The sequence below is a fragment of the Pseudomonas sp. H1_D05 genome, from assembly GCF_054682705.1.
In genome coordinates this window covers 4839421-4859386 of sequence record NZ_CP162825.1, presented here as the reverse complement: position 1 = coordinate 4859386, position 19966 = coordinate 4839421, and the positions used below count along the sequence as shown (strand labels likewise).

Genomic DNA, 19966 nt, shown 5'->3' with positions numbered 1-19966 from the left:
CAAATACCTAATTTAGAACAGTAGAAGGCTTGGAGGCGCCGTTTCAACAGCGGCTGCTTCCACCAAGTTGCCTTCAGGCTCCTAGGTTTTCAGCGACCTTTCAGATTCTGTCCCACCTCTCGCACTAGTTACTGGAGTATCAGGGACGGATCGCTCGCCCTTATAAGAAAGAATTTCGGCAATAAAGTCCCGCTCGGGCCATTAACGGGATTGCTTTCAATCAAACCAAGCCACCTGGCAGTTCTTTTTCTAATCTCCAAGTGAAAATTTAAGGGGTACCTATGCTTTCAGAATGGCTCTCCAACCTCCTCGCGCGACGAGGTTCCCACTATGCCTGGGCCATGATCGCCGTAACATTTATGGCTGCCCTGGTAAGTGCAGCAGCGGTAGGTGCGCCCGGCATTTTCATCGTACCCATGCAGATGGAATTTGGCTGGAACACTACGGACATCTCATCAGCACTTTCGATTCGATTTGTCTTGTTTGGACTGACGGCTCCGTTCGCTGCTGCATTAATGAGCAAATATGGGCCGCGCAATGTCACGGTTGTAGCTATCACCTTGATAATGACCTGCCTTCTTGTGTCGCTCAATATGACGCAGGTCTGGCAGTTAATTGCATTATGGGGAGTGGGTGTTGGTGTAGGCGCAGGCATGACCGCCTTGGTACTAGGGGCTGTCGTGTCATCGCGTTGGTTCGACCAGCGCCGAGGTCTTGTGATCGGTGTGTTGACCGCGAGTAACGCCACAGGTCAACTTGTATTCATGCCGCTGCTCGCAAGCGTTACCGAACATTATGGCTGGCGTTGGGCGCTCGTTTTGCTCTCTACGCTGCTTGCGCTGGCGGCGTTCGCAGTGCTCATGTTCATGCGCGACCGTCCGAGCGATCTAGGACTGCGACCATACGGCAACACGAACACAGGTCCAATCGTCGAGCCCGTCGCAAGTGGCGAGTCAGTGTTTATGGCGACTTTGCATACACTGCGTGATGCATCCAGAACACGTGTCTTCTGGGTTCTATTCGCCACCTTTTTTATCTGTGGCGCGAGTACCGCTGGCTTGGTCCAAGTGCACCTGATTCCGCTGTGCGGTGACTTCGGTATTAACCAGATCCAAGCTTCGGGGCTGCTAGCAGCCATGGGTGTTTTTGATCTGATTGGCACTGTTCTCTCAGGCTGGCTTTCAGACCGTTACGACAGCCGGCACCTGCTGTTTTGGTACTATGGATTGCGCGGCCTATCGCTGATCGCGCTACCGTATTCAGACTTTACGATCTTCGGTTTGTCGGTCTTCGCAATATTCTACGGACTCGACTGGATTGCCACCGTGCCACCCACAGTTCGCCTCGCCGTCAACAAGTTCGGGCCAGAGCGTGCTGGCTTGGTGTTCGGATGGGTATTCGCCGGCCATCAGATTGGTGCTGCGGTAGCCGCTTACGGAGCTGGGTGGTCCCGAGTAAATCTGCTTAGCTACCTGCCAGCGTTTTTCACGGCAGGTGTACTGTGCTTGTTTGCTGCAGCTATCATCATGACCATTAGACAGAAGAAACCTGTGTCTGAATTCGCTACCACTTGAGATTTGCTAGAGACGGGTGCCCGCTCAGCGAATGCGATTTTCGTTGAGCTGGCCAACCATCGGGCAGTGCGATTCAACTGCATTCTGCGAGCCGAAGTCATTTTGTTGCATGACGCGATTCCCGCGCCATCGGATTTCAGATCCAACTGCCGATCTTAATACAGCTTTCGAAAAGTGAATAAGTCTCGATGAAGAATGAGACGCCAGAACGTCCACTTCTTGCCGAAAGCGAGCGGTGCTAAACGATCATTCCGGACGAATAAGATCGGCACATCATCAGCAATCGTCCAATGCTAATCCAAAGTCGTCGCTGGACACCTGAGCCGCCTCGTTGAGCCGCTGGCGCAGCGCGGCGGTTAGCTGCCGCTCTACTTCCCATGGATCAGATAGGGCAGCTAACAGCGGTGCCAATTGGGGCGACAGGCTCATCAACGAATGATTGAGCGAACGCGCCGTTTCAAAAGCGGCTTTCTGCACAAAGCTCATTTCCACCAGTTCCCCCTGCGCCTTGCGAAACTCCATCTCCGCCATCCGCGCCAGGTAATGCTCGCGATGCGCTCGTGCTTTCTGAAAGTCTGGGGTCTGCCCTTGCGCAGGATCAGCGGGCGGCGGCGCAGCCATGTTAGTCGGTTCGGATTGTGCAGCGACGTGGCTGTACACATCACGCTGAAGCCGCTCCTGTTGGTGGCGAGCAGCGACGGCAGCCTTGCTCGGATCAGCGGTATCGCGGATCAATGCTTCGGTGGCCAGAACGTCGACCTGCTTGCCATTTGGAGACAGGACCAGTCGGCCGTTTTCCTTGAGCCAGGTGATGTAGCTCGGTGATCGGCCGATGTGCGCAGCGAAGGCGCTCTTTGACAGGTATGTAGCTGTGCTCATAAGCCCTCCTTTTCAGCTGCTTTTCAATGAATCTTTTCAAGATTTCAGTGGATTGAAATTTCAGTAAGCTGGTGGGCCTCCCACTAACAAGATCCCGCGGGTTTCCGACCCCGTACCCTTTGAAAGTCCCCGGGGTCCCCGGCGGTTTTCTGTCCGGTTCAGTCGGTCGACTCGGCATTCGAGTGCCATGCCCTGCCCCCATCCCTTTGGAAAGACGGACATCCCTGCAAAGGTTTCAGCTAGAGAGATTCCGCGAGTTCGATAACCCGTGTAGGGGGCGGCCCTCGGGGAGGACCCGTAAAAATCGGCGCCCCACCTGGCCTGCCCTGCTCATGCCTTCGGCTCGGCCTCGCTCAGGTCCAGACGCTTGGCCACCCAGCGTTCGTACAAGCCGATGGCGACATCGGCGCCGGCCATTGCGGTCAGGCAACCCAGGGCGCCCGCTGTCCAGATCGACAGGCCCGCACCGAATAGCAACATCATCGCTGACACGCCGCAGACGATGCAGGCGCCGGACCGAAGTGCGAGGCGCCGCAGTAACGCCCAGCCTCTTGCCCCATCCTTGTCAGCGCGCCACATCTCGCCGGACACGCCGCCAACCAATGACAGGGCAATCACCAACCAGATCGGCATCTCTGCCAGTGCCTGTTGCTCGTTCGTCATGGTCCTGCCCCTTAAACAAAAAGACCCGGCGCTATGGCCGGGTCAGGTGGTGGGTGGCCAGCCGCGCTTTGCGGTCGCACCCATCGAAGATGGCCCCTTTTTACAGGTCGATTCTGGTGGCAGCAAGACCGGTTTAATGCCATCCGGTGAATGTGTGGCTTACGCCCGGTGAACGGCTGGCGAATGTCGGTGAATATCTATCCCGGCTGTCTTTTGCTTCTCTGGCGTCCCATGCGTCCCACCTCTCTAAAACAAGGTGGGACGTCTGAAAGCCCCGCAGATTGGGGCTTTGCCCCACCGTCCTACTTTTATCTCTCTTTTCTCGTGTATAGAGAGAATATTTAAAAACACGCGTGCGCGTGAACACGCGCATTGATGCCCGCTACGCATACACGGGCGGGAGGCATGAAAAAGGTGGGACGGTGGGACAGCCCAACAACGACGCGGCCTGCGCCCGTCCCACCACCGCAAAAAGCGGTGGGACGGAGGCAGGCCGGTGGGACGGCGTGAGCCAGAGTAATGCCCACGATCAAGCCGCTTCCCCCAGAAGGAAGTGCTCGACCACGATGTGAGCGTCATGCAGGCGCTGGTAGTAGAGGTAGCGTGTACAGCCACTCTGAGCCAGACGCGCAGTCAAGGGCGCATCAGGCTGAAAGTAATGCACCTTGACCACCGTCATCAACTCGGGATCAAGGCGTTTCTTGACGATGCGCTCAATGTCCAAGGAGGCCTCCAGCGGCACCCTGCTCCCGCGCCTGCCGCGCACCAGCTGACCGCCACTCTCCATCATCATGGCGACCATGTTGCCGCCTGAGTAACCGGCGGCGACCTCGTCGCTGTGCAGCTCCTGCGCCCATTGCTTGAGGGCCATGTCGATCGCTTTAATCATCGAAGCACGGCTCCTCAAACTCAGGTTGTTCCAGCGCAGGCGCCCTGCCCCAACCCTCCGGTTTCTTGTACGCCCATGGCCGCTGGCCGCTCTTGCTCAAGGCGCCCAAACGGAAACGTCGCCAGCCCAGTCGATGCAGGATTGCACCCACGCGCATCTGCTCGGGTTTGCCCCAATGACCGGGATCGAGCTTGAGCGCCTGACTCATCACCTCGCTACCGGTGGTGGTCTCGCCGATCTGCGACTCTTCGAGCCAGGTCAGAATGGGCGTTTCCCATTCGTCCACCACAAAGCGTTCGTCCTGTTCCTCGCTGAACATTGGCGCTTCCTCTCGCGTCACCCACCAGAGGTCGCCGGCATCAAAGCAGAACATCGCTTCGGCCCACAGCTGGTCGCGGATCTCGCGCAGCAACGCCACGTCGACCTTGGTACAGGCCACCGGCCAATAGCGACGGTTGCCGGTGGCGTCCTTGAGGTACTCGTCCTGGTTGGTGGTACCGACGAATACACACTGGCGTGGCACGTCCAGGGTTCTGCGGCCATAGCTTTCGCGGTAGGTATCGGTCGACGCCGAGAAGAACTGCTTGGCCTTGGTGCTCTCGGCCTTGTTGAAGCTGTCCAGCTCGCCCAGCTCGACGATCCACTTCCCACGAATCGCCTGAAAGCCGTCCTTGTCACCGAGGGCAAACGGCGTATCCATGAACCAATCGCCGCCGAGCACGCTCATGGCAGTCGACTTACCGGCGCCTTGTACACCTTCGAGGATCATCACCGAGTCAGCCTTGCAACCTGGCTTCATCACACGCGCCACGGCCGAGATCATCCAGCGTTTGCCGACCTTGGAGGTGTAATCCGTTGCCTTCACTCCCATGACATCCGTCAGCCAACGTTCCAGGCGCGGCACACGATCCCATTCGAGTTTTTTCAGGTACTCGCGCACCGGGTGAAAGGCGTGGTCGTACGCCACGACGCTGACGGCCTCAATCACGTGCGAGGACTTCACGCGCAGGTTGTACTGCTGCGCGAGCCACTTCATGACGCGCACATCATCGATGTCGGCCCACTCACCGGTACCGCCGCCATAGGGCGCTGCACGCAGCTTGACGATCTTCGAGCTGAAGGCGCAGTAGCTGATCACCCCGGCCCAGCGCTCGTCGTTAGCCAGGATCAGTTCGACGTTCTGCATGTGCGCGATCAAGGCGCCGCTCTCACTGCGAGCCAGCTGATCTTTCCAGCCACCGGCAGCGGGTGGGCGGACCACAGCGAGCACTTGTCGGCGAACCGCGTCGAGGCCTTCGGCGACGTGCAGGTCGTTAAAGTCGGTCCACTTTTCGTGACGCTCGACCGAGAAGATCGGCGCAACGACCTGGGCACCGACGACAAGCGCGGCATTGCTGGCCTTCTCCTCGCCCGGGTTCCACGCATCGCCGTTGGGCTTGGTGGTCTTCCAGTCGTCATCGCGGCAGATGATCAGCGGGCATCCGGCGAAGCGCTCGCGCATGACCTTGCACACGGCCAGCAGATTGCCCGCATCGAAGGCCACGGCCACAGCGAGCGACGTCGCCATGTGCAGGCTGGCGCCGGTGGCGTAGCCCTCGCACACCAACACCGGTTCACCCGGTACCGGATGAGGACCGAGCAGGTGAAAAGTACCCTCCTTCGCCATCCCGTAAGGCCAGTAGGATTTGTCGCGGCCGGTGTCTTCCTGCTTGTTAGGGAAGATCACCTGCAGGCCCATGATCTGATCACGAGCATTGTTCATCGGGACCAGTACCGCACCGGTGCGCGGCGCGTAACGCACCTTGATACCGACGATCTGTTTGCGGTCCAGGTAGTCGCTGCGCCCGGTGGTCGGCATACGCTCGAACAAACTCTGCGCCCTTTTCGCGGCCCGACGCGCAGCGTTACTCGCGATTTCGGCGGCACGGCGCTTGGCTTCTTCTTGGCGGGCGCGCATCACTTCGCGCTCTTCGGGGGACATGCGACCGGCCTTGACCTTGATCTTCTGCGTCTCACCCGAACGCCAGTCACCGAAGGCCCCAAAGATCAGGGTGTCGCCCTTCTCCGTGCGCTGCTCGTGCACCACGTACCAGCCGTTCTTTTCTTTGCCCTTGTCCTGCGAAGTCTTGCAGCGGGTCAGCTTGCCGAACACCAGCGGTTGCGCTGGCTCCAGACCGTAATCGGCGAATTGCCCCAACACTTCATCGAGCATGCTGAATCCCCCGCTCAGAGAGTGATTGGCAGCTGATGCACTGCGAGCAACCCGGTGAGGCCAGGCGACGGGCTTCCGGAATCGGATCGTCACACGCTTCACAGAACAGCAAAGAATGGGCAGCGCTTTCTGCTTTGGCAGCGCTGCGCGCGGCCATGGCCTGATCGATGCGTTCCTGCACCAGGTCGTTGGCGAAATCGGCGATGTCAGCCACGGTCAGCACCTCGCGTCGTCTGGTTGACGTAGGTGGCGCGGTTGAACAAACCCAGCAGACCTTGAATACCCCGGAACACCTGCAGACGAATCGCCGCGAGCTCCTGATCAGTCACCACACCGTCGCCGATGCTCTTGGCCCAAGTCTCGGCCAGATCGGCGACCTGGCGAAAGTATTCGGCGATGCCCGTCGTGAGCGTTTCGGGCATGTCGTGGGTATAGGTGTCGGCCAGTTCCTGCCAGATCGTGTCGCCGACCAGCGCATGCACCGCATCGAGAATGCGGCGGTCCTTGGTCAGTTCGAGGATCTCGCCGAATTCCTGAATGTTAATGGAGTGGCTAGGGTGGGTCGGCGACAACTTGTGCTGCAGCGTGGTCGGGTTACGACCGGTCGTGGCTGCGATGGCAGCAGCGCCGCCCGGGTAATCGCGAGCGGCGTGGTACAGCGCTAAATCGAGCGGCAGGATTTCCCGCTGCGCCCGTTCCAGAGAACTGAGAGCGATACGGCTCATGGCATTAATCCTAAAAGTTGCCAGTGCCGCGCGACAGAAGTTGGTGATACATTTGCCGCGTGGTCTGGAGAGGCCCAAAGCCGGCTAGGTTCGTAAGACCGACACCGGCACCGTGCCGGGGCGAACAATCCGTTGTTCACCCCTGGCGCAACAGCTGCCAGCTCTGTGGTAAGAACGGCAGCAACACCAAGGCTTCCAGCCTTGGAAACGCGATGAAAGTCGGCGGCATGTGGTGTGTTCACCTTCCGACATCGCGACCCGAACGCATTGTGGTGATGCTATCGGGAGGAACTGGGCGACCCTTGGGTCGCCTTTTTTCTATGCAGCTTGTATTTCAGCGTCGGATTCGGCAGGGAATATCTCGGGTAAATCCGGCCTAAGCTGATGAGGTAGCAGCGCTCCAGAAAGTGCTTTCGATAGATGTCGAACCTGTGCGACTGGAATACCTCGTCGACGCCAATTGAAGAATCTCTGAGGGCTGATTTTGCACTCTCGCGAAAGCTGGGAAGGGCTTTTGCCGGAGGCCTCAGCAACCTGCAGTACTAAATCGAATATCTGAGCAGGTGTACTCATGACGTTATCCATACCAAACAAATTGAGCGGCAAGACCAAACAATACGTTTGTTATCATCTGAATGCAAGCGCTGTAACATTCTGTTTATGAGTAAACAAACGCAAAACCTCAAAGGCCAACGCTTCCGTGAAGCGCTCGAAGACTCCGGATTGACGGGGGCCCAGCTCGCTCGAATTCTCGATCTCGAGAACGACCAGAACATCACGAACTGGAAAGCTAGGGGCGTCCCCGCGTATATGGTCGGCGAAGTTGCGCTGACACTTGTCGTGGAGCGCGAGTGGCTAGAAGGGAAAGATGTACCAATGCGGACCAAGAGCACTGAGCGAAACCCATTACGCCCGGCTGCTAACGATTCGCCGCTTTACGTGCTGGAGCCAATGGCTCCTTGGGACTCAGAAACACCAATAGACAATGACGAGGTGGAGTTAAGGTTGTACAAGGAAGTGGAGTTGTCCTCTGGACCTGGAAAGGTTGCGCGTACAGAGGTTCAGGAGATCGCTGGGCCGAAGCTTCGTTTTTCACGAGCTACGATGAGGACTTGCGGAGTAGATCCCTCAAACGCTGTATTTGCCACCAACAGCGGGAACAGTAATCACCCACTGATTCTTTCGGGAGCGACCGTCGGCATTGATACGGGAATGACACGAATCGTTGACGGCGAAATGTACGCAATCGACCACGACGGGCATTTTCGGATTAAATTTCTTCAACGCACTGCCAACGGCATCAAGATGAGGAGCTTCAATTCACAGGAATACGCTGACGAAGACTATGACTTCGATCAGATCATGGCTCAGCGGGTGGTAATTCTTGGCCGCATATTTTGGTGGTCTTCAATACGTCCATTGAAAGGCCCCTCTCTGATCTGACACCAAACAAAATGTGTTGACCAAAAACCAAACAGATTGTTTACTTGCCTCACTCTCCAACCACAGTGAGGCATCACCATGCGCGCCACCGCATCCCTACATGTCCATCCTGCATGCGTCAGCAATCGCAAACTGATCGAACAGCTGCAACTCGCCACGGGCTGTCTGGTCGTCATTCATAACAGCAAACCAAAGCTTGTCGCCAAGTCCTGCCAGCCCTCTCCTATCGATCCGAAAGGTGGAGGGCACGCAGCATGATCAAGTACAAGATCGACAACCGCACCCTGCAGTTGCTCAACGCCCAGGTCAACCTGAGCGAGACCTTCAACCACATCCTGCGCACAGCACCGAAGCGTGATTGCCTGGCGTTTCGCCTCAAGGCTGAGCGCGGCACAGTGGAAAGCACTTTTGTCGTCGAGCTGGGCAGCGAACGCCACTCGCTGACCCTGCAGAACGACAAGAAGATGCACCTCAAACTCGCCGACTTCATCGAAGAGATTGCCAACGGTCCGTTCGACGCGAGCAACTCCAGCGACCTGGTGCATCGCCCGCATGCCGATCGTCAATACGGCCGTTTTGATGTGCAGGACAAGCAGCGCGTATTCGAACTGGTCCACGCCGGCGGCGTGCTGAGCCTCGACATGGGTTTCGAGCTTCCCCTGCATGTGGCGCTGCATCGCACCCATTCACGCCGGGGCGTCACCGCCATCTTGAGCATCGGCAACAAGAGCCCTCATACGCGTTGCTTCACCCTTTACGACCCCGATGCCGAGATCTACGCAAAGCTCATTGAGTCAATAAACCACTTTGCTGCAGTAGCCACTCCTGCTGCGCATGCTGCTTGAGGAACCGTTTATGGAACGCACCCTAGCCCAAGCAGCCGCTCAACTCGGCCTCACTCGCCCCAAACTGATCGCTCTCATGCGGGAGAAAGGTTTGCTCAAGGGAAACCTGCCGGCAGATCTAAAGCGCGACAAGGAGTACCTGCGGGTCAAGGACAGCCCTTGGTATGACGAGAAACACGGAATGCAGTACAGCCAGTCGACCCGGGTGAAGCAGGCCGGTATCCGTTGGCTGGCCGAGCAGTTGGACATCGATCTTCCTGCCATCCCGGCAGATCGCCGTGACGTGGCCTAGGGAGTACGCCCGCCAGATCATTGCCATGCGCACACGTGAGGAGCGCAACGCCGCGCTCCTCGAAGTGCCCGAACATCTGCGCGAGTTGACCAGACGCCACTGCCTGAACGCTTGGAACCACCCGGCACGACAACAACGCAAGGAGGCTCGACAAGGCCATGAGTAACGCTGCACAGAACCCGCTCCGCCTGCATCCGGCGCCCGAATCGGCCACCGTCGAACTGCTCTATCGAATCTTCGGTGACGTCCTGATCCCGCTGGAAAAAGTACGCGAGCAGTATTTTCGCAATCTCAACGAGCAGTCGTTCGTGACGGAGATCAACAGCGGCCGGATCCAGCTTCCCATAACCACGCTGGACACCAGCCGTAAAGCCCTCAAATACGCCCACATCCGGCACGTCGCCTCGCTTATCGACATCCGCGCCTACAAAGCCGACGAGAGCATGCAGCGCCAACAGGGTGGCCCCATACAAGCAGAAGCGAATTTAGAAAGGGATAAACATGGAAATTCATAGCGAAACTCTTGCCGAGGACGAGCTGGTCGCAATAACCGGATATCAAAGACCTTCATTACAGTTGGACTGGCTCAATCGAAATGGCTGGAAATACGTACTTACAGGTGCGAGACGACCCGTTGTTGGTCGCGTGTACGCCCGAATGAAACTGTCCGGTGTGAAGCCTTCATTTGACAACATTGCGGCTGAAGCCTGGTCGCTAGATCTTTCACGCGTGGGGTGAAAATGCGACCAAGAAAGGCTGCAAATCGGGACCTACCACCTCGAATGATTAGGCGGGTTAGGTCAATGAAAAACGGCTCAGAGTGGGTCGGGTACTATTACGATGGGAGAGATGATCAGGGGAAGAGGAAGGAAATTCCGTTGGGCGGCGACTTGGATGTCGCCAAAGCGGAGTGGGCGAAACTCGATTGCAAGCCAATTCCGCAAAAGAACACCCTTCTGGGAAAAGTTTTCGACAGATACGAAGCCGAGATCATTCCGGCGAAAAAACCTAGAACCCAAAAGGACAACTTGCTTTCACTGACACAGCTCAGGAAAGCATTCAGTGAAGCGCCGATCAATGCGGTGACACCACAGGTGATAGCCCAGTACCGCGACAAACGGACCGGGAAGGTTCGGGCAAATCGCGAGATCTCACTGCTCTCGCACATCTATAACATCGCCAGGGAATGGGGTATCACTGACAAAGAAAATCCAGCCTCCGGTGTGCGCAAGAACAAAGAGACACCACGTGACTTTTACGCTGATGCCGCGATATGGAATGCCGTCTACGGTGTTGCCGTGCCAGAACTCAAAGACGCCATGGACCTGGCATATCTTACAGGCCAGCGCCCTGCTGATGTCCTATCCATGCGCGCTACGGATATCACCGACAGCTTTCTGCAGGTTGCCCAGGGCAAGACCTCGAAAAAGCTCCGCATCCGGCTCGATGCCGGCGAGATCATTAACGGTTTAGGTGAGCTGATAGAAAAGCTGCTCGCACAGCGGAAGGCGCGCGCAGTACGAAACCCTTATTTGATCATTACGGAGGATGGTCGCCGCGTGACCGCGCCAATGCTTCGCCTACGGTTCGACGATGCACGCAATGTTGCTATCGCGAAAGCTCTCGAGGACGAAGATGCGCAACTCGCTTCAAGCATCCGACAGTTCCAGTTCAGGGATATACGGCCGAAGGCAGCCAGTGAGATTGACGATCTTGGTCATGCCAGCCGACTGCTTGGGCATACCGATAAACGCATAACAGAAACAGTTTATCGACGCGTCGGCGAGATCGTGAAACCCACACGATGAACCCAACATAATTGGTTAATCACTCAGGAGCGCTCTAACCGTTCACCTGGAACACTAGAGCTGCCCTCCGCGACATACGGCTCCCGGCAAATAGCGGACGTTCACAAACGACCGCTACCGGCCATAAGCAGACGCTCACAAACGATCGTTAATGGCGAACAGCAGACCATAAACGAGGCTACTCATTGTAGTTATCAAAAAAATTAAAATTCAATATTTTTTCTTCGAAAAATCTCAACCACCCATATAGGAAACCGCCCTTGATTTAGAGTACGGTGGTGTTCAAGTTTTTCACGCCATTTAACAGTTGCAACGTTGGAGTCAGCGTTTCTGTCGGATAATGCTGCCAGTATTAAAAAAGCCCATTTATAGGAGTGCTGCTGAGGAACATCTAACGTCACCCAGTGTTTCAGTGCAACTTTCACCGAGTCTGGATTGTCCGTTATGCAGGATATCAAGAAATATTTATTAAAATTCAAGCTGCGCTGATGGCGCTCATTGTCAACAACAGGCGTAATTTCTTCTGGAAGAATAGCTGCGTTTAGATCAGAAGCCAGCCAACTCCAGAGCGACAAGGCTAATCTAGCGTTTTCTAGCTCAAATTTATATCGTGAAAGTTTAAATTCGGCGAGCTCCTCATAAATGGCCAAAGCTTTTTTTTCTTGAAGAGCAGCTTCAGCTAGTTCTCCATGTACTGCCAAATGCAATGCGTAATTGTTTATTGAGTTACCAAGGTGAGGCTTGTATCTCTCAGGCTTATCTTCCGCCAGTTCGTACATTATATCTAAAGCCTGTCTTGAAGCCTCAAGCCCCTCTTCGAGCCGACCTAAAATAGTCAAGTATGTGGCGTAATTATTTAGCGAGGCCGCCATATCATATTTATATTTTTCAGATTTGGCTAGCGGGAGTTCTTGATAAATAAGCAACGCCTGCTTTGCCGCCTCCAATGCCTCTTCAGTGCGACCGAGATCGTCAGAAAAGTTTGCAAAATTATCGAGAGCAGTTGCCATTCTAGGCTTAGCACTTTCCGGATCAGATAGCATCAGCTCTTTGTAAATATTCAAAGTTCTCACTATCACCGGCAGCGCGTCTTCCGTTCTCCCCAATATACCCAGACGAATCGAATGATTGTTGAGTGCCATGCCGAGCCCTTGCTTGAAGCGCGCAGGTTTAATTAAAACAAGTTCATTAAAAATATTTAGGCACTTTTCGGAAGCTAATAATGCATCGTCATGGTTACCTTTACGCTTTAAAGCAAGCGACAAAACGGACAAAGCTTCAGCGTGCTTCTCAGAATTATCTAGCGATGGTTTTTTTATACATAACTCTGCTACCTTATTTACGTTGCTATCAGCTATGAGAGCTGCTAAATCAGCCAAAGGAAAATTTTCATACCTGAAACGCGGGCCAAGAATACCAGCCACCTGCCACTGATGAGTGTTAGGGAGACGTAAAAATGCTCTCTCGATAGTTAGTGGTAACTCACTTGGCGTTTCGATACATACTGTTACTAGGTCGTCAGCACAAACCATGAAGTTTTTTACAAGTACATCTTCAAGCACAGTTGAAATATCTGTACGGTTGCGTAACAATCTCGCTAGCACAGTAAGACATGCTTGACGCACATGCGCCCCTCCTTTGCTTAAAACTGTATCGAGCAAATCTGCTCCACCGAATCCTAGCAAAGTCCCTGCTACCAGCGCCTCACCTATTAAATCTGGACGTAAACCTTGTAGACCTTGGCGGTCGGGATAAAGTGGGCATAAAACTTTAAATATGTCTTTGAGATAACGTTTATCCTCACCCAGTTGCTTCCATATTTCCTCTATTGAGCGCACGGTAGCGATACCATTGCTCAACGTAGCAAGCGTCATTAGAAGAGCTGCCTCTCGCTCAAGATTACTGCCTTCGGGGCCCAAAACATCCAATGCCCTTCCCCAATATCGTCTTTCATGATTAATAAGAGCTCGGGGAAGTGCTTCGGCCGATTTTGGGCGTTCTCCACGCAAGGCCATCAACGCAGCCATTTGAATATAAAGCGGGAGTGAAAAATGCGCATCATTAAGATTGGGAAGATGCTCGGGTGGGTTAATCATTAGAACACTAGCGAAAGTGCATAATGCTAGTTGGTAAGCTTCTCGACGCTCAACCTCGCTATTATGTAATTGAGGCATGAGGAACGGACCGCTACTGGCAGGCCCATCTAGCAGAGACTCACAAATTGAATCTTTTGCTGGCAGTGCACCCCACCACTCTCCACCATCTCGCGCGAGTAAAAGCACCCTAACTATTAATTTGCTTTTGCGCTCCAATAGCGATTTAAGTAATGCAAGCAACAGTGGCTGCCGGGTTTCAGCATAGTCAATCACAATGCAGCAAGGCTTATTAGCAGACTCTATCGAACTCAAAATTTTCGGAGTCTCGCTGGTTGCGCACTCGCCAGTTAAGAAACCCGCATACCAGCCCAGGTCCACTACTCGTCTACAGAGTTCCAATGCAAGCCTGGTTTTACCTACACCACCAGCTCCAGTTAAAAGACGAACCGATAGAGGTTCTTGGCTAGATAGTGCCCAGTCAATTTGCGCTTCCAAGAAAGGTTCTGCGCTGGAGTCAAAGGGCACGATCGCTTCTTCAGCACGCAGTAATCTGCTATCACTCAAGCCACTACCCGGTCGCCAGCTAGGAGTAGGGAGTTCAATTAATTTATTATTTTGACCTTGAGACAGTGGTGCTATTTTTTTTATATCAATTGAGCCAGCAACAACTTCCTGCTTTTCCTCTACAGTCCAACCTAATGCGTGAAAAACCTGTCTTGCACAATTAGCCCATGTAAAGTTATTGCTCATAACCTCGCGTAAGCGAGCAGCTTTTTGTCGCGCCTCTAAAGGATTCTTAGCAACACCAATGACCGCTTGGGCTAAGGATTCGACGTCTTTTTCTAAAAAAAATGGCTCGCTACTGCTACCTTTCACATCGATTTGTATTACACAAGAAGTATAGACGCCGTCGTCGAACTCCTTAAGCATCCTGAATGCACCGCTTTTTGTACTAATAATGAGTGGTACACCAGCAGCAATTGCTTCCCACGCAACTAATCCAAAACCTTCATGCCAAGAAGGCATCATAGCAACGCTAGAGCTCCTTAAGTCATCAAATAACGATTGTCGATCTGTAGTGAAAGGTAATGCATGTAAGTTAAAAGCACGACCTGCGTATTCTTCTGAAAAGTTCCTAAGATTCGCCTCCGCTTCAGCATGCTGGCCACTATGACTTTTTTCAAAGTCAATACCGCGCAACGTAAGCATTGGTTCGTTCTCTCCCCGTAGTGCATCAGGTAGCCCCGGGATTTCATCAGCTTGGCGGATTGCATCTGCAAACGCTGCAACACCTAAATGTGCCTGCTTAATTCGTTTCGCATCGTCGCTGAGCCTGCCGCTTATAAAACCTCTAAAATTTCGCGGGGCGGGTTTTGCTATGATGTCCGGTAATCCGGGAATTAGCACGGTTACAGTTGGATCATCCCGTATGTCAGTGAGTGCATCACCTAAAAGAGGTCCGACCGCCATTACTATATCTGCACCTTGGAATAACTGTTTTTGTTCAGTTTCTTTCCTTTTGGCAGTATCACTATTTTCAGCAAAGGCTTCGTAACGACTGTAGCTCATATGATGAATTACAGCTGATTGCCCTCCGCGCTTTTTGCTGGCAGCGCAAGCAACTGCGCCGGTGATGCGATCGTGTCCTAACCATATCGTCTGTTCAGGGAAAAGTGGTATTTGTTTCGTTTTAAGCGCGTGCCAAGAATCATCTTCTAAATCAGACGAAAATGTATCTTGGTCGGGGCGACCCAGCGAGATTAAAGTCACCTGCTCAGCGTGGGCGCTTCTCTGCTCTGCCTCAGTTGCACTTAAAACCACACAAACCGTTACGACTTGCTGATAAAAAGCAGCTGCAAAGGCACTGACTAGATCCTGATTAAAACTATTGATGCCTCCAAACTGGGTGCCCCAGCGAGTGGCGAAAGCTATCATCGTTTTTTTAGGAGAACTCATGTCGCACCGTCGAAAAGCTGCTTAGGAACGCCTAGATTACATGGATTTTTTCTACGCATAAAAGTACGAGCTCGCTTTTGACACCTCTGGATGTAAAAAGCCGTTCTGGACGTATATGAAAAATGACGATCAGCCGTGAGAAAGATATTGCTTTCACCTTGATCGTTCTGAAACACCTCAAGTGATTTAGCATCAAACAAGATGATTCTTTACCACAGTCCAACTGATCGCTTTTTGACCAATTATGGTCGATCACGAATGGGGGGTGCGAATGACCAGACGCTGACCATAGTAGGCCGCTTCTGGCCGAAAGCGGTCATTCATAAACGTCTGCTTTCGGCCAAAAGCGGTCGTTGAGTGTTTAGGAAACTAGGGGCGATTCACTGATCTAAACGGCGAACCACGTGCTCGTATCAAATGTCGATAATTGCCCAGCCTGCCTGCTGCAGTGCTGTCCTCCTCTTGGTCTCGGCTTTACCCTCACCCATCGAGCTTTTGCGCATGGCCAAACAGAGCATATGAGTCGGCCTGGTCATCCCCACGTACATGAGCATCATGCTCTTCTTTGCCGCCTCGTTCGGACGCTTCGCAGCTGAGGCTTTGCCTTCAAGCCACGGCAAGAGCTTGTTGATGAAGTGAGTGCGGTTGTACGTTTCCAGAATCAGGGTGGCAGCATGCGTTTTACCCTTCTCGGCGTGAATCGAAGACAACCGGATGTTCACGTTCTCAGAACCGGTCTCAAACCTGTACGTGTTGAGCAGCGCACCAACGTTGTCGCCAGGGTCTTCTACTTGAGGAGCAGTTGACCAGGCAAGGTAGGCTTCAGCATCCGTTGCCGCCATCAGTTGATCAGAAAACACCAACTCCGCCGCAAGATCCATTAAGTCTGAGGCAACCGTTGCATCCCATTCCGCCTGGGTAAAACCAGCGGGGCTAAACAACAGCCGTTCGAGCCAGCCACGATATGCAGCGGCCACTCCAGGACGCCCGGCAAGATGCTGTTCGACGCATTGATGACTGCGAGACCTCGCCACAATCGCGTCACTGGGAAACGCCAGCCGCACCAGGGTCAACAAGCAGGACGCAATCAGTTCCACGCCTAAAGCCGCAGTTGCATCCTTAGCAACATATCGACGAGCGATGTGCACACCCTCTGCAAATGTACGTGGCTTGAAGGAAGGCTTATCAACCTCTGACTGATACGGTGCCCAGTAATGCTCAACCGCTTTGGGGTAATGCTCTGGCTTGTCATTGTCCAGCCGATGTACCGCTCCAACCGCATAGACACCTGACCTCCGCACACCTGCAGGTAGGTGCTGGATCAATAGCTGCCCATAGGTATCCAGCACATTGCTCACATCGCCATCAGGGAAGACAATGATGGTATTAGGAGCAGGCAGGCTGACACCACTCTGCCTTAACCCTACCAAACCACCAGTGATCGGCAGGTAAGCAAAGGGATTGGCGATTGACGCGATCGACTGATTGAAACGGAAGCTACTGACGATCTCCATGGTGCTCGACTGATCGGGAAACGGCTCCGGCAGTTCCACCTTCTCTTCAAAAATTTCCTGGTTGGGATCCCCAACCCTGATGACACAAACATCTGGATCCTGGCGCGGAAAGACCTTGCTCAGAATGTCGGCCTGCTCGTACCGCGTATCTTGCATCTCATCGACCAGAACGCAGGGAAAACGCGCTCGCAAAGCGCTCGCTACCGCAGGCTTTTGAGCCAGCAGCGCATCAGCCAACACGAACACTTCATCGAAGCAAAAATGCCCCGTCTTCGCTGCATGAGTCATCGCTTTGCAGACCCTTTTGTAGGTGTCTGTGTGGGCCCCGAACTTGAAACTGGAACCTGTGAGCGGGTTGTCGAAATCGACAGTGCGCAAGCGCAACTTTTCGAGTTTGAGGTGCGCCGATTCAAAAGCTGTTTTGATGCCCACGTATTCCCAGGGCTTCAGTGCATTCCTACGAGCAGCATGCGTGAGTTCATCGTCGATGGCCGTGAGGGCAATGCCTTCGGATCGCAGCCATGGTGAAGCAAGGAATCGCCCAGTGAAGCCATGGATAGTGTCGATGTAATGTGGGTAGCGAAGCAGACGTTGCCCAATCTCAGAGCCTCCCAAGCGATGCTCAATTTCCTCCCGCGCTGCGTTGGTATGTGAAAGGACACAGATACCCTGAGTTCGGCTCTTCCAATGGCGAGCGAGGATCGCCAGCTTGGCCACCACCAATGTGGTCTTGCCGCTGCCAGGGCAAGCTGAGACGTCCAGTGAGCTCATGGACTTCAGGAAGCTGCGCCTAGGATCGTCCAATGTCTCCAATTTCATGAGGTTGGTGACCCACTCTACATCGTCATCGGTTATCGGATCAATGAGCTGGGTCAGGTTCATTCCTCGCTCTCCTCAACAGCCGCTGAAGTGCCAGCTACAGTGCCCATGGCAACCGGCGTGACCGTAGACCCCGTCGTCGGTACTGCTGAGCCACTGGTGGCGTATTCGATCGCGTGAATCACAGACTTTGATAGCGAGCCACGCAGAGTTGCCGCATCCAGCGTCCTAGCTTCGAAACGCTCTTCTATCAGGTCGATCAGGTGCTGGGCAGTAATGGTTTTGGAGGCCTTCTTGACCAGCTTGTAGACAGCAGAACACCTCGCCTCCTTGGTGGAGTGGGCTGCCTCAATCGCCTTGAATGCGGTTTCAGCCTCAACCAAAAGAGCTGCTCTAGTCACCTTCCCCTGATCAACCTTTTCCTCGTTGATCGCTAGGTAAGCTGCCGCGTGCACTTCACGCGCAAGACCGGAGAAGGCCAGGTCATATTCGAGTGTCCAGTGGTCTGCTACGAAGGTTCGAACGCACTGTCCGTCGCTTACCATCCGCTTCTGGCGATGCTCAGCCATACCGGCTTCTTGCTCTTCAGTATTCGCGCCGAAATCACGCACAGCCTTCCAGCGGCGGGTAGTACTGCTCCACTTGGGATCAGTCGGCCCCGTTACCAATTCGTGAATCTCAGGCGCGCAGTCAGGCATGACATCCATGTCGGTAATACACGCCGTAGGAATGGAGATTTCACCCTTGCTCGTATCTCGACGCTGCATGATCTTGGAGTAGCGCCGCAACCCTACGCCGCCCACATTGATCACCGACACACCATGCTTGGTCAGGTCTTTTCCAAGCCTACGCGCAAGGGCTGGCAGAAGGATCGCTTCGGCATCGCCCTCCACCACCAACAACCCTTTGGCGAAGAACAATCCTGCTTTCGTGACATCTAGGAATCGACTCAGGAACCGATAGTCATCAGCGCCCAAGCAGGTCTGATCTTCAGCCAGGGAGAACGCGTGCCCTCGATGCATGAGCACTAGATTCTGGATCGGAATCTTTGAGCTCAAATTCGGGCTGTGTGTGGTCAGAACCACCTGTACCGGTCTCAAACCATCCGCAGGTTTCGCGGCTTTCTCAAGAAACTCCATAAGCTGCAGTTGCCGCTGCGGGTGCAGGTGAGCCTCAGGCTCTTCAACCAATAGCAGCGGCAGGCCGTCCGGCTCTTTTCCAAGCAGGAGGAGCTCGCAGGCCATAAACAGTACGTTGTTCGAGCCCAAGCCATACACGCCCCGAGACTCCCCTGAAGCGTGATTAAGCAGTCCGAGCTCTAGACGCTCAAGGATCTGTTTCAGCCTCGCATCCTCGGTACCCCCCTCGCCGAAACTGATGCGGCTTGTCAGGGGCTGTCCCGCAAGAGAAAGCGGGGCCAGGTAGTTTTGGTTGATGGCATGTTCAGCGCTGACGATAGCGCTGTGCTTGTTCACCAGATACCGCATGTAGTCGCCCATACCAGCAATGCTCAACGCTTCTGCATCAACGGGGCTAGCAGGCGGGGTCGCGGTATCGAAAGCGTTTCCGACATCGATGCTTGGGAAGCTGCTCAAGACCTGAGAGAGCCGAGAATTGCGGCCTGGCGACATCTCGCGCTCTGCATCACGTAATGGTTTCAAGTACGCAGTGGCGAGCAGAAGACGGGCCCCTGCATCCAGGGACGGCCCTTCCCCGTTCTCTCCGGAACGCACTGAAATATCCACCCATCTGCGGGTGAGCGTTGAGCCTTGGACGCGCGTGGCTGACCAATGGATGTGCAGCCGACCTACGCTGTTCTTGTAGGTAACATACTCAGCGAACGCACCCAGTTCGGCCTTACTCAAACCATCTAATGTGCACCTCAGCGTAATGGTGCTGGCCTGAGCTCCGCTGTCATCGATATGGAAGTCTTCTAGTTGCAGCTTCAGGTATTCGGCATCACGGGTTTGCAGTACATAACGGATCGCATCGATGACTGCCGTTTTACCTGCATCATTTTCCCCAACCAGCGCGGTGACACCTGGGTTGAAGGTGACCTCCAAGCCATGGTTGGCCTGGCCAAACTGGCGGAAATTTTCTAGTTTCAAAACAGATAGGTACACAGCGACGCTCCCTGTTACTCATGACGAGGGCAGGGACGCCTATCTTGGCCATTTCTGCCAACGCGGTGCTAATCCCTGATGACTGGTAGCTTTATGACATGATCTAGCGGGCGAAAACAATCTCTTGG

General features: G+C 54.3%; 16 protein-coding genes. 7 read left to right on the top strand and 9 right to left on the bottom strand.

Annotation, left to right across the window (positions count from 1 at the left end; genetic code table 11):
* Window positions 1-281 precede the first annotated feature (281 nt).
* Window positions 282-1574, top strand: a complete 1293-nt coding sequence (locus AB4O11_RS21960; RefSeq protein WP_150652900.1) for an MFS transporter — start codon at window positions 282-284, stop codon at window positions 1572-1574.
* A gap of 276 nt (window positions 1575-1850) precedes the next feature.
* Here AB4O11_RS21960 and AB4O11_RS21955 read toward each other — a convergent pair whose 3' ends face one another.
* The 6 genes from AB4O11_RS21955 to AB4O11_RS21930 form a co-directional block, all read right to left on the bottom strand.
* Window positions 1851-2453: a terminase small subunit gene (locus tag AB4O11_RS21955; RefSeq protein WP_150652899.1), complete on the bottom strand. Its 603-nt coding sequence runs from the start codon at window positions 2451-2453 to the stop codon at window positions 1851-1853.
* Between the two features lie 330 nt (window positions 2454-2783).
* Complete coding sequence (locus AB4O11_RS21950; RefSeq protein ID WP_008080174.1) at window positions 2784-3116, bottom strand: phage holin family protein; 333 nt, start codon at window positions 3114-3116, stop codon at window positions 2784-2786.
* Window positions 3117-3645: 529 nt separating this feature from the next.
* The gene (locus AB4O11_RS21945; protein WP_460128522.1) at window positions 3646-4005 is read right to left on the bottom strand and encodes a PA0613 family protein; all 360 of its coding nucleotides are present in this window, start codon (window positions 4003-4005) and stop codon (window positions 3646-3648) included.
* Window positions 3998-6217: a VapE domain-containing protein gene (locus AB4O11_RS21940; RefSeq protein ID WP_460128520.1), complete on the bottom strand. Its 2220-nt coding sequence runs from the start codon at window positions 6215-6217 to the stop codon at window positions 3998-4000. The genes AB4O11_RS21945 and AB4O11_RS21940 overlap by 8 nt, the downstream gene beginning before the upstream one ends.
* Complete coding sequence (locus AB4O11_RS21935) at window positions 6207-6431, bottom strand: TraR/DksA family transcriptional regulator (RefSeq protein ID WP_116254822.1); 225 nt, start codon at window positions 6429-6431, stop codon at window positions 6207-6209. The genes AB4O11_RS21940 and AB4O11_RS21935 overlap by 11 nt, the downstream gene beginning before the upstream one ends.
* The gene (locus AB4O11_RS21930) at window positions 6424-6942 is read right to left on the bottom strand and encodes a phage regulatory CII family protein (protein ID WP_019649393.1); all 519 of its coding nucleotides are present in this window, start codon (window positions 6940-6942) and stop codon (window positions 6424-6426) included. The genes AB4O11_RS21935 and AB4O11_RS21930 overlap by 8 nt, the downstream gene beginning before the upstream one ends.
* Before the next feature lie 660 nt (window positions 6943-7602).
* Between AB4O11_RS21930 and AB4O11_RS21925 the strand changes: the two genes are divergently transcribed.
* From AB4O11_RS21925 to AB4O11_RS21900, 6 genes are all read left to right on the top strand, one after another.
* On the top strand, window positions 7603-8385 hold the full coding sequence (locus tag AB4O11_RS21925; protein WP_108224734.1) for a S24 family peptidase: 783 nt from the start codon (window positions 7603-7605) through the stop codon (window positions 8383-8385).
* A gap of 254 nt (window positions 8386-8639) precedes the next feature.
* The gene (locus AB4O11_RS21920) at window positions 8640-9230 is read left to right on the top strand and encodes a hypothetical protein (RefSeq protein ID WP_460128517.1); all 591 of its coding nucleotides are present in this window, start codon (window positions 8640-8642) and stop codon (window positions 9228-9230) included.
* Between the two features lie 10 nt (window positions 9231-9240).
* Entirely contained in the window at window positions 9241-9522 is a 282-nt protein-coding gene (locus AB4O11_RS21915; RefSeq protein ID WP_460128515.1) for a phage antirepressor KilAC domain-containing protein, read from the top strand.
* A 158-nt stretch (window positions 9523-9680) separates the two neighbouring features.
* Window positions 9681-10037, top strand: a complete 357-nt coding sequence (locus AB4O11_RS21910) for a pyocin activator PrtN family protein (RefSeq protein WP_460128513.1) — start codon at window positions 9681-9683, stop codon at window positions 10035-10037.
* Complete coding sequence (locus AB4O11_RS21905) at window positions 10024-10260, top strand: DUF4224 domain-containing protein (RefSeq protein ID WP_460128511.1); 237 nt, start codon at window positions 10024-10026, stop codon at window positions 10258-10260. The genes AB4O11_RS21910 and AB4O11_RS21905 overlap by 14 nt, the downstream gene beginning before the upstream one ends.
* Before the next feature lie 2 nt (window positions 10261-10262).
* The gene (locus AB4O11_RS21900) at window positions 10263-11330 is read left to right on the top strand and encodes a tyrosine-type recombinase/integrase (RefSeq protein WP_460128509.1); all 1068 of its coding nucleotides are present in this window, start codon (window positions 10263-10265) and stop codon (window positions 11328-11330) included.
* A 203-nt stretch (window positions 11331-11533) separates the two neighbouring features.
* On the opposite strand, the gene AB4O11_RS21895 is transcribed toward AB4O11_RS21900, so the two are convergent.
* From AB4O11_RS21895 to AB4O11_RS21885, 3 genes are all read right to left on the bottom strand, one after another.
* On the bottom strand, window positions 11534-15382 hold the full coding sequence (locus AB4O11_RS21895; protein ID WP_460128507.1) for a glycosyltransferase: 3849 nt from the start codon (window positions 15380-15382) through the stop codon (window positions 11534-11536).
* Window positions 15383-15795: 413 nt separating this feature from the next.
* Entirely contained in the window at window positions 15796-17778 is a 1983-nt protein-coding gene (locus AB4O11_RS21890; RefSeq protein ID WP_460128505.1) for a UvrD-helicase domain-containing protein, read from the bottom strand.
* A complete protein-coding gene (locus AB4O11_RS21885) occupies window positions 17775-19838 on the bottom strand; it encodes an ATP-dependent nuclease (RefSeq protein ID WP_460128503.1) in 2064 nt (687 codons plus the stop codon). Before AB4O11_RS21885 ends, AB4O11_RS21890 begins: the two co-directional genes overlap by 4 nt.
* Window positions 19839-19966: the final 128 nt, after the last annotated feature.

Excerpts from the sequence above, each read along its gene's own strand:
- AB4O11_RS21910 (WP_460128513.1), top strand. The coding sequence starts at position 9,681 with ATGAGTAACGCTGCACAGAACCCGCTCCGCCTGCATCCGGCGCCCGAA.
- AB4O11_RS21960 (WP_150652900.1), top strand. The coding sequence starts at position 282 with ATGCTTTCAGAATGGCTCTCCAACCTCCTCGCGCGACGAGGTTCCCAC.
- AB4O11_RS21925 (WP_108224734.1), top strand. The coding sequence starts at position 7,603 with ATGAGTAAACAAACGCAAAACCTCAAAGGCCAACGCTTCCGTGAAGCG.
- AB4O11_RS21915 (WP_460128515.1), top strand. The coding sequence starts at position 9,241 with ATGGAACGCACCCTAGCCCAAGCAGCCGCTCAACTCGGCCTCACTCGC.
- AB4O11_RS21940 (WP_460128520.1), bottom strand. The coding sequence starts at position 6,217 with ATGCTCGATGAAGTGTTGGGGCAATTCGCCGATTACGGTCTGGAGCCA.
- AB4O11_RS21930 (WP_019649393.1), bottom strand. The coding sequence starts at position 6,942 with ATGAGCCGTATCGCTCTCAGTTCTCTGGAACGGGCGCAGCGGGAAATC.
- AB4O11_RS21905 (WP_460128511.1), top strand. The coding sequence starts at position 10,024 with ATGGAAATTCATAGCGAAACTCTTGCCGAGGACGAGCTGGTCGCAATA.
- AB4O11_RS21895 (WP_460128507.1), bottom strand. The coding sequence starts at position 15,382 with ATGAGTTCTCCTAAAAAAACGATGATAGCTTTCGCCACTCGCTGGGGC.
- AB4O11_RS21955 (WP_150652899.1), bottom strand. The coding sequence starts at position 2,453 with ATGAGCACAGCTACATACCTGTCAAAGAGCGCCTTCGCTGCGCACATC.
- AB4O11_RS21890 (WP_460128505.1), bottom strand. The coding sequence starts at position 17,778 with ATGAACCTGACCCAGCTCATTGATCCGATAACCGATGACGATGTAGAG.
- AB4O11_RS21900 (WP_460128509.1), top strand. The coding sequence starts at position 10,263 with ATGCGACCAAGAAAGGCTGCAAATCGGGACCTACCACCTCGAATGATT.
- AB4O11_RS21950 (WP_008080174.1), bottom strand. The coding sequence starts at position 3,116 with ATGACGAACGAGCAACAGGCACTGGCAGAGATGCCGATCTGGTTGGTG.
- AB4O11_RS21920 (WP_460128517.1), top strand. The coding sequence starts at position 8,640 with ATGATCAAGTACAAGATCGACAACCGCACCCTGCAGTTGCTCAACGCC.
- AB4O11_RS21945 (WP_460128522.1), bottom strand. The coding sequence starts at position 4,005 with ATGATTAAAGCGATCGACATGGCCCTCAAGCAATGGGCGCAGGAGCTG.